Source organism: Reyranella sp. (genome assembly GCF_004297405.1).
GTDB lineage: Bacteria > Pseudomonadota > Alphaproteobacteria > Reyranellales > Reyranellaceae > Reyranella.
This window is the reverse complement of sequence record NZ_SCVC01000042.1, coordinates 20,303-33,296: the sequence shown is the minus strand read 5'-3', so window position 1 is coordinate 33,296 and position 12,994 is coordinate 20,303. Positions and strand designations below refer to the sequence as shown.

Sequence of the window (12,994 nt, the reverse complement as noted above, 5' to 3'; positions counted from 1 at the left end):
GCGTTCGTTTGTCATTCGTGGGGAGTTTTCATGTTTTCCGTTCGCGCGGCGACGTTCGCCGCCTTTACAGCCCTGGGGCTGATTCCTGCATTAGCCAAAGCGCAGGACACGCCGTCTGCGGACCCTTCGGCCGCACCACCGGCGGCAACCATCAATCTGCCGCCCATCACCGTGAGCGCCGGCCGCGGCTCCGACCTCGAGAAGCTCGACGTCAGCACGACCGTGGTCACGCGCGAGCAGATCCAGGCCATGCCGGAGACCGGTGTCGACCAGATCGTGAACCGCATTCCCGGCGTCTGGCTGCCGACGATCCCGACCGGCCAGCTCCATCCGACGGCCCAGCCCGTCAATATCCGAGGCTTCGGTACCACCACGACCATCAACACGCTGGTGATGGTCGACGGCGTGCCGATCAACGACCCCTATTTCAGGACGATCAATTGGAGTGCGATCCCCAAGAACTCGGTTGACCGAATCGAGGTCATTCGCGGCGGCGGCGCCACCAGCCTGTGGGGCAACATGGCGATGGGCGGGGTCATCAACATCGTTACCCGCGAACCCACGAAGACCGGCGTAGCGGCCGACGTGAGCTACGGCAGCTTCAACACCTCGACCGCAGAGATCTCGACCAGCCTCGCAGTGAACGACAAGCTGAAGGTCGGTCTTTCCTATAATCACACCCAAAGTGCGGGCTACAACACGACGCCCGCCCAGTATCGCAACGTCAACCTGGTTCCGACGGCGTCGAAGGCCGACAATGTCGCCTTCTCCGCCTTCCTGACGCCCAGCGAGAGCCTGAAGCTCTACGCCAAGGCCTACTTCAACCAGACCTACGAAGATGGCCTGACCTGGACCTACGCCCATAACAACTGGTCGACCTATCGGCTGCTGCTGGGCGGCTCCTATCAGCTCGACGAGAACTCTTCGATCAACTTCAATGCCTGGGCCGGCGGCGGCTCGTTCGGCACCATCAACGTGGCGAGCGGTGCCTATACGCTGAACAACACCAGCGCCACCAACCAATTCGTCAGCCAGATCGAGACGGCACCTAACTCCGAACAAGGCGGCTCGGTTTTCTACGAGGCGAACTTCGGACCGATCCGCGACGTCAAGATCGGCGTCGATGCGCGCCGCATCGTCATCTCCGACTACAACAACCTCTATGCCAGTGCGACGGCTGCCCCAACCAGCTTCGTCGCCAATGGCGAGCACCGGCTGCAGGGCATCTTCGCGCAGGGCACCTATCGCGTTCCGGGCATACCGCTCGATGTCACGATCGGCCTGCGCGGCGACTTCTGGCAGGCGCTGAACGCCAATGTGCTGACCGTCAATTCCGGCACCAATAATCCGGTCGCCAACTCCAGCGCTTCGAGCTTCGATCCGCGCCTCGGATTGAAGTTCCACGTCACCGACGAGCTGGTTCTGCGCGGTGCGATCTATCGCAACTTCTCCGCGCCCGGCATGAACCAGATGTACCGCAGCTTTGCCAGCGGCACGTCCTACACGGCGATCAATCCCAACCTGCAGCCCATGACCAACTTCGGCCAGGAGATCGGCTTCGATTTCCAGTGGCGCGAGTTCAACCTGTCGGGCACCATCTTCAACAATAACCTCGACAACTTCATCGACTTCGTCACGGTCTGCAACGCCAGCCCCGCTTGTGCAGCGCCCTTCGTCTCTGCGGCAGGTCTCAGCCCTGCCTTCACGACGGTGCGGCAGTACCAGAATGTCGGCAACGCCACGTTCCGGGGTATCGAGATCATCGGCGGCTGGCAGCCGACAAAGGAACTGAAGTTCGGCGCCAGCTTCGTCGCCACCTCGGCCTACCTCACCAGCTCCAACTTCCCGACCCTGATCCGGACCGGTGTGCAGTTGGGTCAGGTGCCGACCACGATGGTGACGGCCAACGCCGAATGGCGGCCGATCCCGGAACTGGTGTTGACGGCGTCCCTGAAGTCCTTCCCCGCCTACTGGAACGACACGGGCCATACCCAGCTCAACGAGGGGGCTACCCTGATCGACCTCGGCCTGACCTATTCGCCGGTAAAGGATGTCGATATCTACGCCAGCGTGCAGAACCTCACGAATGTGCAGTATCTCGCGTCGGGCTATACCCTGACCTCGTTCGAGGGCACGACCGTCAATCCGTCGGCCATTCCCGCCCTGGGCATGCCGCTCACCGCCACTGCCGGCCTGAGAGTGAGGTTTTGATGCGCCTGTTCTTTACCTTACTCGCGACCCTCATGCTGGCCGGCACTGCCGCCGCCCAGCATCACAATCACGGCAAGCCGAGCGCTGCGCCCGAAGCCTTCACGGCGACGCCGGCTTTCGGCCCCGACGGCACGCTATGGCTGGTGCGCGCGACGGCCGACAAGATCGTCGTGGTGAAATCGACAGATCTCGGCAAGACCTTCTCCGAGCCTGTCGCGGTGACCCCCGAGCCGATGAACCTCGACTGGGGTCCCGATGCGCGCGCGCGTATCGCGGTTGATCCAAAGGGCGGCTTGATCGTTACCTTTGCGATCTTCCAGGACAAGAACTTCAATGGCCGCGCCTTCTTCGCCCGCTCCAAGGACAATGGCGCCAGCTTCACCCCGCCGCGGCCAATCACCGCCGACAAGACCAGCCAACGCTTCGAGACGGTAGCCGTCGATCCATCATCAGGCCGTGTCTTCGCAACATGGCTCGACAAGCGCAACGGTGCGAAGGCGCGCGCGTCCGGCCGGGCCTATCCAGGTGCTGCCTTGGCCTATGCCTGGGAGGATGGCGATGCCAGCTTCGGTAAGACGGAGATCGCACTCGACAACACCTGCGAATGCTGCCGGCTGGGCGTCGCTTTCGCGGGGCCGGGACGCCCGGCCATCGTGTTCCGCAACATCTTTCCCGGTTCCGTGCGCGACCATGCCGTCGTCACCTTCAAGGACGCGACGACGCCCGGTCCGTTGCGCCGGGTGAGCGCCGACGACTGGAAGATCGAGGCCTGCCCGCATCACGGGCCGACCATTGCGATTGCGCCGGACGGCTCCTATCACGTCGCCTGGTTCACCGACGCGCCGTCGCGCAAGGGCCTGTTCTATGCCCGTGCCGACAATGGCAACGTTCCCTTCGGCGCGCCGCGTGCCCTCTCCTCGCCCAATCGTCAGCCGGCGCGTCCCTATCTGCTTTCGGATGGTCAGGCCCTGCACCTCGTCTGGAAGGAATTCGACGGCACGAAATCCGTAGTGCGTTGGCAGGTGAGCCGCGACAGCGGCCGCCAATGGACTGAGGCGCGCACGATCGCCGAAACCTCCGATGCCTCGGACCACCCCCTGCTCGTCGCCTATGGCGGCCACGCCTATCTCTCGTGGTTGACCAAGATCGAAGGTTATCGGTTGATCCCGCTGGAGAACCAGCCATGAGAAAGGCCGCCATCCTCGCCCTGTTGCTGGCGCTGGCCCCACTTTGCAACGCGCACGCTGCCGACCCGCAGCCCTTCGAACGGGGAAGTTGGGCGAAACTCCGCGCCGCTCATGAAGGCCAGCCGACAATCGTCCATCTGTGGGGTCTCACCTGCGCTCCCTGCCTGACCGAGCTGCCGGAATGGGCCAAACTTGAGAAAGAGCGCCCCGACATGCGGCTGGTGCTGTTGGCCGCCGATCCCGTGCCGCAGCCACCGGCCCGCGTCGAGGAGATGCTGACCCGCACGGGTCTCGGCAAGACCGAGAGCTGGAGCTTCGCCGACCGTTTCAACGAGCGCCTGCGCTTCGAGATCGATCCGGCCTGGTCCGGCGAGCTGCCGCGCACCCTGATGATCGATCGCGAGGGCAAGGTCACGACATTGTCTGGTGTCGCCGATCTTGCCGAGGTCAAAGCCTGGCTCGACCGGCAGGCCAAGCGTTGAAGCTGGCCGCTCCCCCGACCATATCCTCCCCCATCCAGTTGAAAGGAACAAAGCCATGACCATCCGTCGCTGGCTCCTTGCCGCCGCCATTGCCACCTTCGCCCTGCCGGCATTTGCACACGACTACAAGGTCGGCTCGCTCGAGATCGGCAATCCCTGGACACGCGCCACGCCGCCTTCCGCGCAGAGCGGCGGAGGCTTCCTCACGATCACCAACAAAGGTACGGCGCCCGACCGGCTCGTCGCCGTGCGCAGCACGGCCTCCAACAAGGCCGAGATTCACGAGATGCGGATGGACGGCAACGTGATGCGCATGCGTGAGCTGGAGAAAGGATTGGAAATCCCGCCAGGCGCCACCGTCGAACTGAAGCCCGGCAGCTATCACCTCATGTTTATGGAGCTGAAGGCGCCCTTCGCCAAGGACGCCAAGATCCCGGCCACCCTGGTCTTCGAGAAAGCCGGCTCGGTCGACGTCGAACTGAGCGTCGCCGCGATGGGTGCCGCATCGCCCGCCCCGAAACACTGAGGCAGGCGACGCGGCAGGAAGCTACATCACCTTCAGGAGTTCCCAGGCGATGATGGCCATGCCGATCACCGACACGAACCAGGCGAGCGTACGCAGCCAGGCGATGCCGGCGACATAGATCACGGCATAGGCCAGGCGTCCCCAGAAGAAGATCATGGCGCCCATTGCCGTCATGGCGTTGGCCTTGCCAGCCGCTGCCGCGATCAGCACCAAGGCTGCGAACAGCACCATGTTCTCGATCATGTTGAGATGGGCACGCTTAGCGCGCCCTGCCCAGCCGGGGATCTCGCCGAGGCCTTCGCGGTTGCCCGCGAGTGTGTTGAGACCGACCGCCTGATTGGCGCCCATCGCCGCCACCAGCACTTGCACGAACGCCAGGATCGTAGAGAAGAGGAGGTATTTCAGGTCCGGAGACATTGCGTTGCTCCTGCGCTTCTTGGGCTATTTGGTCCCGAAGAGACGGTCGCCCGCGTCGCCGAGGCCAGGAACAATATACCCGTGATCGTTGAGTTTTGCATCGATTGCTGCCGCGAACACCTGCACATCTGGATGAACTTCGGCGAAGGCTCGTGCGCCCTGCTCCGAACCCAGGATGCAAATGAACTTGATCCTCTTGGCGCCAGACTCCTTCAAGCGATCCACTGCGGCGATCGCCGAATGCGCGGTGGCGAGCATGGGATCGCAGACGATGACGTCACGGTCGGAGATATCCTGCGGAATCTTGAAATAGTATTCGACCGCCTGAAGCGTCCGGGGATCGCGATAGAGGCCGACATGGCCCATGCGCGCCAGCGGTACGAGATCGATGATGCCCTCGGCAAGCCCCAGGCCCGCGCGCAGGATCGGCACCACGACCAGCTTCTTGCCTTCGAGCAACGGCGCCTTCATCGCTTCGATCGGCGTCGCGATGTCGCGCTCGACCAGCGGCAGGTCACGCGTGGCGTCGTAGCCCAATAACAACCCCATCTCGCGCAGCAGACGGCGGAAATTCGTGCTCGACGTCTCCTTGTCGCGCATCTTGCTGAGCTTGTGCTGCACAAGCGGGTGGCTCACGACGTGGATCGAGTGCGGCAATGACATTTATGAAAACTCCCCCTTAAAACACCGTGCCGTCGCTTTCGATGGCGATCGGCGGCCCTCCCCCCGGGCGTCGTTCCGCGGCGAGCTTGCGTCCCGCAAACCACGTGCCGGCCTCCAGCACTTTCACCAGCGGCAGACTTGCCGCATCGAGGCCGAGATGGCCGCGCACATGTTCGGCAATGCGATCGAGCAGCATCACCGTCAGCGCCCGCCACTCCACGATCGCCTCGTCACCGGGCTTGAATGCTTTCTCCAACAAGGCGCGCTGCTTGGGTCGCAGAGCTCCCGCATCGACCAGCAACCCGCCATTGCGATACTCGGGCAGGCCAGTCAGTTCATCGAGCGCGATGACCTCGAGTCCGGCGCCTTCGATCGGCTCGACCAGCGAATAGCTCATCCATTGCGAGAGCTTGTGAAACGGGACCAGTCCGGCGGCCGGATGCTCCCAAACGTCACCGAGCTTGGTCGGCCAGATCGGCGAGAGCTTGTCGAGGACGGCAGCGAGGATCGATTCGGCCTTCACCTCGCCACTACCCGCCACGATGTCGAACAACGCCCCGGGCCGATCGAGTCCTGTGTTGCCCAGCTTGCGCAACAACTCGGCGCGACCTTCCAGGCCGAGCAGCGGGTTGTGCGCCTTCACCTGGAACCCCATGGCGATATCCATGGGCGTCAGCGCCGCGAGGCGCTCGGCATCGACCCTCAATGGGTCACCCTTCGCGTCGCGACTGAAGGCGCCGTTGGCGAACATATGCAGGCTCGCGACACCGAGCCCCTCGGAGCGCGCGTAGGTTTCACCCGTGCCCGGCTCGCGATAGCTCCAGGCGGTGCCGGCGCCCGCATCGAGCAGCACGGACACGACCGCGAGGTCGATGCGGCGACGAGCGATTTCTTCAGGCGGCAGTCCCTTCAATCGGTCCGCCAACGCGCTCCAGCGATCGTGGCCTCCGACCTCGAAGTGCCTCCAGCGCGAATGGAAGGGAATGGCCGCCGGATTGGGGAAGCGCTCCCGCGTCACGGCGAGCGTCGCCTGCACCGCCGCCTCCAGCCCGTCACCCGACAGGGAGAACCAATGCGACTGCCCGTCTTCGACGTGCTTCAGGACCTTGGCCGACCGTTCGCGAATAGCCGCCGGCGTGCGAAGATAGGCAATCGACTCGGTCATTGGAGTACCACGCCCCACAACGACGTCATTCGTTCAACCCCCTGCCCTTGGGCTTGCCCAGTTCTTCGATGGCAGGCTTCTTCGGCGTGAAGTAGCCAGCTGCCTTCTTCGCATCCATTTCGACCTGAGCGTCAGCGGGGATCAGTTCATCGGGGATCGGCACCTGTTCGACGACCTCGATGCCCTGCTCGCGCAAGGCATCGGACTTCATGTTGCTCATCGAGGCGAAGCGGTCGATGCGAGCGATGCCCAGCCAATGGAACAAGTCAGGCATCAGCTCCTGAAAACGCATGTCCTGCACGCCGGCGACGCATTCGGTGCGGTTGAAGTATTGCGCTGCCGAATCGCCGCCAGGCTGGCGCTTGCGCGCATTGTAGACCAGGAACTTGGTGACCTCGCCCAACGCCCGACCTTCCTTGCGATTGTAGATGACCACGCCAACACCGCCCTTCTGCGCCATCTCGATGCAAATCTCGATGCCGTGCGCGAGATAGGGCCGGCAAGTACAGATGTCGGAGCCGAACACGTCGGAGCCGTTGCACTCGTCATGGAGGCGGCAAGCGATCTTGGTCTCCGGCTTGCCGAGCTTCTGCACATCACCAAAGAAATAGATCGTGGCGCCGCCGATCGGCGGCAGGAAGAGCTCGAGATCCATGCGCGTGACGAGCTCGGTGTACATGCCCCCCGTCTGCTCGAACAGGGTACGGCGCAGGTCGGTCTCCTTGACGCCGAAACGCTCGGCGATGCCCGGCAGCCACCACACCGGCTCGACCGCGGCCTTGGTCACCTTCACGTCGCCCGACGAACTCAGGATGTCATTGTCCGGTTTCAGCCGGCCGGCTGCGATCGCGTCGCGGATCTCCGGCATATGCACATGCGCCTTGGTGACGGCAATGGTCGGACGGACATCCCAGCCTGCTGCCAGCTTGTCGGCAAAGACATCGGCCACCATGTGGCCCCATGGATCGAGCGACACGATCTTCTTCGGATCGAACCAGCTCTCGAACGGGCCGATCGGCTCGGCCGGCGAGGTGTTGGTAAAGTCCGGGCGGTGGCCTGGCTTCAGCTCCTGCGCCGCGATCGCCAGTGCGCGATAGATGCCATAGCTACCGGAATGCACGCCGATGGCGTTGCGCCGCGCCGAGTCCGCGACCGTGCCGACAACAGGCCCGCGAACGGCGGGATCACGCGCGCCCCACACCACTGGAGGGGCCGGCTGGCCGCCCTGGCTGGGATGGGTATTCAGTCTGATATGAGCCATTTGCTTTCCGGATCCCTCGGAGCGGGAAAGCGAGGCAGTGTAAGGCCTGCGGATTACGAAGGAAAGAATATCGACGACAGCGGAAAAGCGAGGGGATGCAACTACTTGGCGCCCCTGGTCTCCTGCAGGTAATCGACGATGGCCGCGACATCGGCCTCCGCCACCGGCGCCTTGTAGGCATGGATCATCTTTTCGACGATGCCCGTCCAGGCGGCCTTGGCGAGGTCAGGCTGGGTCAGCACCATGCCGGCGGAATGGCAGGAGAGGCAGTTGGCTGCGATGGCGTCGGCCTTGGCACCGCCGGGGAAAACCACATCGCTGACCGGCAGCTCGACCGACACTGATTTCAGCGCAAAGCCCGAAGCCGCCGGCGTTGCTGCTACCGCCGGTGATGGAGGTGGAAGCTGAACAGCCGGGTGGCCGATCAGGGCAAGCACGACACCCGCCACGATCGGGACGGCAAAGCCAACGGTACCCATGGAGATCTTCATCGGTCAGGCCACCTTCACGCGTACGGTCTCGATGCCGTTGTGCATGAACCCGCTGGGATTCCAATTGTTCGCCAACGGCTGGGCAAGCCCGTCATCGTTGGTGCAGCGAACCATCAACGCAAGATCGCCAACGGCCGGCGCCACCTCTGCCTGCCACTGCCGGAAGCTATATTTGCCTTCGTCGCGGCCAAGAACCGTGGGCAACCAGGTAGCGCCGCCATCCATCGAAAGGTCGACATTCTTGACGCCGGTCACACCGCCAAAGGCGATGCCGCGCACCAAGTTCTTTGTGCCAGCCTTCAAGGTCCCGCCGGCTTTCAGATTGGTGATGAAGGAACGCGGCACCATCTTGTTGATGGGCACCATCGCGACGCCGGCCTGACCTGGCTTCATATCCGCGCCGGGCGTGTCGGGAATCAGATACGCGTTCTTGGTCCAGAAACTCTCATCGGGCGCCGACAGCACCTCGATGCGGTCGAGCATCTTCACCCAGTAGGTCGAATACCAGCCCGGCACCACGAGGCGCAGGGGGAAGCCGTTCAGCAGCGGAAGCTGTTCGCCGTTCATAGCATAGGCGATCATCACTTCGCCGTCGCGTGCATGATCCAGCGACAGCGACTTCATGAACTTCGGCGCGTCGCTCATCACGGGCTCGTCGAGTCCCGCGAAGCGCACGGCGACGGCGCCAGGCTTGATGCCGGCACGATCCAGCAAGTCCCGCAGCTTCACGCCCATCCACTTGGCATTGCCCATGGCGCCGTTGGCCCACTGCGCACCGGCAACACGCGGCTCCGTGAAGCCGCGCGAATTGCCCGAACATTGATTGACCGCTGCCAGTTCGACCCGCGGCAGTCCATCGACGATCTCTTTCAACGACAGCGACAGTTCCTTGTCGACGTGCCCCCGCACGGAGAGCCGGAAGGTATCGACGTCGATCTCGGTCGGGATGACCGCCCAGTGCCAGCGCACGTAGAAAGCATCGTTGGGCGTAAAGACGCCGCGGTCGAAGACTTCGAACGGCGTTTCGAGCAGCGGCGGGCGGGTGCGCTGCAGGATCATCGGTCCCTTCTGCGGGAAGGCCGTGGTGATGACCCGCTCATCAGGGCCGCCCGGCAAGGGCAGGTCGATCGTGGCAGGCGTTGTCGGGTTTTGCGCCCAAGCAGCCCCCGATACGATCATCAGGCCGCCTGTACTGGTTTGGGCCAGAAAGGCCCGTCTTGTCGTCGTTTTGATACTCACAACCCTATTTTGGACGATAGCCGACCGGGACGATAGCCAGCCCATAATATTGCCATATTACTGCATATTTATTGCTGCGCTGTTTCGCCTCGTCTACATTCGTGAATTTCTGTTCGCGTTTAAAATGCAATAATAATTATATGCCGGCGTGGGAAGGAGCTCCTGCCGACAGACTGCTTTTGGGGAGCGTCTGTCGGTCAGGAGATCTCCGTTGCTGTTGTCCAAAGGGATGCTTCGATGGGGTTAACGATGAAATCCTTGGGTGTGGGTGCTTTTGCAATTGTAATGGCTGCAGGGCTTGCCTGGGCACAGCAGGCGGCTGCTCCGCCTCCGGCCCAGCTACCGGCGAAAATCTGCCTGTCTCAATACACGCCGATGCCAGGCCAGTCCGCTGCGGGGTTGATCACGGCTGGCTATGACATCAAGGCAGCAGTACCCGGCGGTCTCTGGGTCCAGAAGGATCGCGAAGTCTACTACTGCAACTCCGGACGGCCGCTCGAAACCGAGCCGCTGTGCTGGCGTCTACGCGAACCGAGCGCCGGCAACTTCTGCTGACCCGCGGGATTAGTCAGGGCATGCTCACTTCCAACGACAGACGGAGGATGCCATGCCTGACCTGTTCCCCACGACCGAAGAAGTCACGCAGGAAAAGCTGAAAGACGATGCAGCGGCAGGTGGGCCAAGCATCGTCAATCACCTTGGACCGGACTCCTTTAAGAAGGATGGGCTGCGGCCGTTCTTCGAATACCGCCCGCTCGGTCTCAAGGAGCTGACCGGCGGCAAGGTTGGCGCGCATGTGATTCGCGCCGTTCCTGGTCAGCATCCCGACGCTCCCCGCCACAGCCACGCGCTGCAGTTCCAGTTCGTCTATGTGCTGAAGGGCTGGACGATCTTCGAGTACGAGGGTTACGGCCAGCACAAGCTCGTTGCGGGCTCGACCGTCTATCAACCGCCCGGCGTGAAGCATAAAGAGATCGACCATTCGGACGACCTCGAGTTGATCGAGATCACGATGCCCGCCGACTTCGAAACGGCAGTCGAGGATCAAGCAGCGACGTAACGGCAAATCCGGGATTGTTGCACCAGGACCGCGACGACTCTAAAGTCCTCCTCACGTGAACGGGGGACTTTCATGAAATTGCTAGGCGTCCTTGGCCTGGCCTGCTTGGTATCTGCGGCGGCGTTTGCCCAACAGCCAAGCGCTCCTCCATCCCCCAACACCAAGCCCCCCACCTGCCAATCGCAGTACGCCGAGGCGCCCGCCTATTCGTCGGCGTTGCTGATCAGCACCGGCTTCGAAATCAAGGCGGCGGTTCCTGGCGGCCTGTGGCTGCAGAAGGACAAGGACGTCTACTTCTGCAATTCCGGCCGTGCTAGCGACGGCGAGATGCTGTGCTGGAAACTGCGCGTGCCGGTGAAAGGCCAGCCCTGCCAGTAGCCTCCTAGGCGCCGTGGCGCAGCAACCGACCCGAATGCCTGTTGGTCGGCTGATCGTCACGCATCGTTACCTGACCGTTGACGAGAATGTACTTGTAGCCCGAGGCGCGCTGGACGCGGCGCCATTCGCCGCCCGGCAGATCGTGAGCGATCTCGCCCGGCAGCACCTTCAGTCCATCATAGTCGTAGATCACGATGTCCGCCGGCGCGCCCTTTTTCAACACACCGCGGCCACGGAAGCCCGCCACTTCAGCCGGCAGTGCCGACAAACGCCAGTGCACGTCCTCGAGACTCAGCATGCCGTGCTGGCGCACCACCTTGCAGATCGTCTCCGTCGGATAGCGGCCGGCGGTCAGGAACTTGGTATGTGCGCCGCCATCAGAAACGCCGAATAGGATGTAGGGATCGTCGACCAGTTCCTTCAGATATTCGATGCTGCCATTGGGCGGAGCGGCGAAGAATTCCGTCTCCAGATTCTCCTCGACCGCCATATCGAGCATCACGTCGACCGGATGCTTGCCCATCTTCTCGCCGGCATGGGCGAGCGTGTAGTCGAGCCATTTCTTGTTCTTGTCGAGCTTGGGGCCGACGATCGCGATCTGCGGCAAGGGGCCGGTCGCCGTGATCGGCAGGTTCTCCCGCAATGCGGGCCGTCGCGCCGGATCGGCGAGCTTGGCCAGCCTCTCCGCACGCGTACCGGTCGTGGCATCGCACCAAACCTGCGAATCGTCGAACAGGTTCCAGTCCTCGAAGGTGAAGGTGAAGCCAGCATCGGTCGTAAGACCCTGCCCCACGACCCGAATGCCGCGCTCACGGCAGCTTTTCAGCCATGCCAGCTGACGACGATGAATTTCAGGCCGGTGATCGAAGGCCTGGATCACATTCATGATCATCGGCCGACCACTGATGCTCGACAGCTCTTCGTAGAAAGTGCGATCGCGGGCATTGTCGCCCGAGATCAGCAGCATCTGCATGAAACCTTCGTTGCGTTCGGCCAGCACGCGGGCGAACTCACGACAGGTGTCGTCGTGCATGACATCGGTCGGCATCGGCGTGCCGTCATAGTCGCGCTGTACGGCCGAGGGCCCGGTCGGCAGCATGCGCTGCGCCGACCAGCCGCAAGCGCCGGCATCCATCGCTTCGTGCAGCAAGCGCTTGAGCTCGGCGTGCTGCTCCGCTGTCGGCAGCTTGCCGGCTTTAGCCGCCTCGAAGCCCATCACCCAGATCAGCAGCGGCGAGATCGGCACATAGGGCAGGATGTTCACCGCCTTGGGCGCGGCGTCCACGCTGTCGAGGAATTCCGTGAAGGTCACCCAGTTCCACGGCATGCCCTCCTTCATCGAGGCCATGGGGATCGCCTCGACGCGGGTCATCGACATCATGGCGCGCTCGCGCTCGGCGGGCCGTACCGGCGCGAAGCCGAAGCCGCAATTGCCAATCACCACTGAGGTGATGCCGTGCCACGACGAGAGCGTGCAGTAGGGATCCCAGAAGAGCTGCGCGTCGTAGTGGGTGTGCAAGTCGACGAACCCCGGCGCCACGATGAGGCCGCCAGCGTCGATCACCTCATCGGCCTCGCCGGCGCCGATCTGGCCGATCTCGGCGATCACGCCATCCTTGATGCCGATGTCGCCCCGGAAGCGCGGCAGACGGCTGCCGTCCACGATCATGCCTCCCCGGATCACACGATCGAACCGCGCCATGCTTCCTCCACTTCGCTTTTGCTTTGTCGAAAGCGTGGGCGGAGCTCAAAAACCTGTCAACATCACCGCCATCGCGTCGCAAAACCGCCAGCCACTTGCGCGGACACCCTAGTTTGCAAGTCTCAGGTTCTAATGTTTGCGCTACAGATGCAACTTCACTATAAAGCCAGACGCCGGTGGCGGCGCGGGGTGGAGCTTTGGGGAAAAACTCT

Annotated in this window: 14 protein-coding genes; 7 read left to right on the top strand and 7 right to left on the bottom strand. The window is 63.0% G+C overall.

The features are described 5' to 3' along the window. The first annotated feature begins 30 nt into the window (after positions 1–30). Genes EPO50_RS26400 through EPO50_RS26385 form a run of 4 tightly spaced genes read left to right on the top strand, consistent with a single transcriptional unit; the run spans position 31 to position 4,406 of the window. Entirely contained in the window at positions 31–2,211 is a 2,181-nt protein-coding gene (locus tag EPO50_RS26400) for a TonB-dependent receptor (RefSeq protein WP_296349175.1), read from the top strand. Further along, positions 2,211–3,398 (top strand): sialidase family protein, encoded by a 1,188-nt coding sequence (locus EPO50_RS26395; RefSeq protein ID WP_296349173.1) that lies wholly within the window; start codon positions 2,211–2,213, stop codon positions 3,396–3,398. The genes EPO50_RS26400 and EPO50_RS26395 overlap by 1 nt, the downstream gene beginning before the upstream one ends. Next, positions 3,395–3,880 (top strand): TlpA disulfide reductase family protein, encoded by a 486-nt coding sequence (locus EPO50_RS26390; RefSeq protein ID WP_296349171.1) that lies wholly within the window; start codon positions 3,395–3,397, stop codon positions 3,878–3,880. Before EPO50_RS26395 ends, EPO50_RS26390 begins: the two co-directional genes overlap by 4 nt. A gap of 55 nt (positions 3,881–3,935) precedes the next feature. Next, on the top strand, positions 3,936–4,406 hold the full coding sequence (locus EPO50_RS26385; protein WP_296349168.1) for a copper chaperone PCu(A)C: 471 nt from the start codon (positions 3,936–3,938) through the stop codon (positions 4,404–4,406). A 21-nt stretch (positions 4,407–4,427) separates the two neighbouring features. Here EPO50_RS26385 and EPO50_RS26380 read toward each other — a convergent pair whose 3' ends face one another. The 6 genes from EPO50_RS26380 to EPO50_RS26355 all read right to left on the bottom strand — a co-directional run bounded on the left by EPO50_RS26380 (position 4,428) and on the right by EPO50_RS26355 (position 9,582). Further along, on the bottom strand, positions 4,428–4,823 hold the full coding sequence (locus EPO50_RS26380; RefSeq protein WP_296349167.1) for an MAPEG family protein: 396 nt from the start codon (positions 4,821–4,823) through the stop codon (positions 4,428–4,430). Between the two features lie 24 nt (positions 4,824–4,847). After that, positions 4,848–5,486: a uracil phosphoribosyltransferase gene (upp, locus tag EPO50_RS26375; RefSeq protein ID WP_296349165.1), complete on the bottom strand. Its 639-nt coding sequence runs from the start codon at positions 5,484–5,486 to the stop codon at positions 4,848–4,850. A 16-nt stretch (positions 5,487–5,502) separates the two neighbouring features. Further along, positions 5,503–6,651: a URC4/urg3 family protein gene (locus EPO50_RS26370; RefSeq protein WP_296349163.1), complete on the bottom strand. Its 1,149-nt coding sequence runs from the start codon at positions 6,649–6,651 to the stop codon at positions 5,503–5,505. 25 nt (positions 6,652–6,676) lie between these two features. Next, a complete protein-coding gene (locus EPO50_RS26365) occupies positions 6,677–7,912 on the bottom strand; it encodes a GTP cyclohydrolase II (protein WP_296349162.1) in 1,236 nt (411 codons plus the stop codon). Positions 7,913–8,013: 101 nt separating this feature from the next. After that, positions 8,014–8,403 (bottom strand): cytochrome c, encoded by a 390-nt coding sequence (locus tag EPO50_RS26360; RefSeq protein ID WP_296349160.1) that lies wholly within the window; start codon positions 8,401–8,403, stop codon positions 8,014–8,016. Between the two features lie 3 nt (positions 8,404–8,406). After that, positions 8,407–9,582: a molybdopterin-dependent oxidoreductase gene (locus tag EPO50_RS26355; protein ID WP_296349158.1), complete on the bottom strand. Its 1,176-nt coding sequence runs from the start codon at positions 9,580–9,582 to the stop codon at positions 8,407–8,409. Between the two features lie 435 nt (positions 9,583–10,017). On the opposite strand from EPO50_RS26355, the gene EPO50_RS26350 reads away from it, so the two are divergent. The 3 genes from EPO50_RS26350 to EPO50_RS26340 all read left to right on the top strand — a co-directional run bounded on the left by EPO50_RS26350 (position 10,018) and on the right by EPO50_RS26340 (position 11,080). Next, positions 10,018–10,197: a hypothetical protein gene (locus tag EPO50_RS26350; protein WP_296349155.1), complete on the top strand. Its 180-nt coding sequence runs from the start codon at positions 10,018–10,020 to the stop codon at positions 10,195–10,197. A gap of 52 nt (positions 10,198–10,249) precedes the next feature. Further along, the gene (locus EPO50_RS26345; RefSeq protein WP_296349154.1) at positions 10,250–10,702 is read left to right on the top strand and encodes a cupin domain-containing protein; all 453 of its coding nucleotides are present in this window, start codon (positions 10,250–10,252) and stop codon (positions 10,700–10,702) included. Between the two features lie 72 nt (positions 10,703–10,774). Next, the gene (locus EPO50_RS26340) at positions 10,775–11,080 is read left to right on the top strand and encodes a hypothetical protein (RefSeq protein WP_296349152.1); all 306 of its coding nucleotides are present in this window, start codon (positions 10,775–10,777) and stop codon (positions 11,078–11,080) included. A 4-nt stretch (positions 11,081–11,084) separates the two neighbouring features. Here EPO50_RS26340 and EPO50_RS26335 read toward each other — a convergent pair whose 3' ends face one another. Continuing rightward, the gene (locus EPO50_RS26335) at positions 11,085–12,782 is read right to left on the bottom strand and encodes an amidohydrolase family protein (protein WP_296349150.1); all 1,698 of its coding nucleotides are present in this window, start codon (positions 12,780–12,782) and stop codon (positions 11,085–11,087) included. Between the last annotated feature and the right edge of the window lie 212 nt (positions 12,783–12,994).

What these genes read in the sequence shown, in the direction of transcription:
- EPO50_RS26350 (WP_296349155.1), top strand. Translation starts at nt 10,018, where the DNA reads ATGCCAGGCCAGTCCGCTGCGGGGTTGATCACGGCTGGCTATGACATC.
- EPO50_RS26355 (WP_296349158.1), bottom strand. Translation starts at nt 9,582, where the DNA reads ATGATCGTATCGGGGGCTGCTTGGGCGCAAAACCCGACAACGCCTGCC.
- EPO50_RS26390 (WP_296349171.1), top strand. Translation starts at nt 3,395, where the DNA reads ATGAGAAAGGCCGCCATCCTCGCCCTGTTGCTGGCGCTGGCCCCACTT.
- EPO50_RS26400 (WP_296349175.1), top strand. Translation starts at nt 31, where the DNA reads ATGTTTTCCGTTCGCGCGGCGACGTTCGCCGCCTTTACAGCCCTGGGG.
- EPO50_RS26395 (WP_296349173.1), top strand. Translation starts at nt 2,211, where the DNA reads ATGCGCCTGTTCTTTACCTTACTCGCGACCCTCATGCTGGCCGGCACT.
- EPO50_RS26385 (WP_296349168.1), top strand. Translation starts at nt 3,936, where the DNA reads ATGACCATCCGTCGCTGGCTCCTTGCCGCCGCCATTGCCACCTTCGCC.
- upp (WP_296349165.1), bottom strand. Translation starts at nt 5,486, where the DNA reads ATGTCATTGCCGCACTCGATCCACGTCGTGAGCCACCCGCTTGTGCAG.
- EPO50_RS26365 (WP_296349162.1), bottom strand. Translation starts at nt 7,912, where the DNA reads ATGGCTCATATCAGACTGAATACCCATCCCAGCCAGGGCGGCCAGCCG.
- EPO50_RS26360 (WP_296349160.1), bottom strand. Translation starts at nt 8,403, where the DNA reads ATGAAGATCTCCATGGGTACCGTTGGCTTTGCCGTCCCGATCGTGGCG.
- EPO50_RS26370 (WP_296349163.1), bottom strand. Translation starts at nt 6,651, where the DNA reads ATGACCGAGTCGATTGCCTATCTTCGCACGCCGGCGGCTATTCGCGAA.
- EPO50_RS26340 (WP_296349152.1), top strand. Translation starts at nt 10,775, where the DNA reads ATGAAATTGCTAGGCGTCCTTGGCCTGGCCTGCTTGGTATCTGCGGCG.
- EPO50_RS26335 (WP_296349150.1), bottom strand. Translation starts at nt 12,782, where the DNA reads ATGGCGCGGTTCGATCGTGTGATCCGGGGAGGCATGATCGTGGACGGC.
- EPO50_RS26380 (WP_296349167.1), bottom strand. Translation starts at nt 4,823, where the DNA reads ATGTCTCCGGACCTGAAATACCTCCTCTTCTCTACGATCCTGGCGTTC.
- EPO50_RS26345 (WP_296349154.1), top strand. Translation starts at nt 10,250, where the DNA reads ATGCCTGACCTGTTCCCCACGACCGAAGAAGTCACGCAGGAAAAGCTG.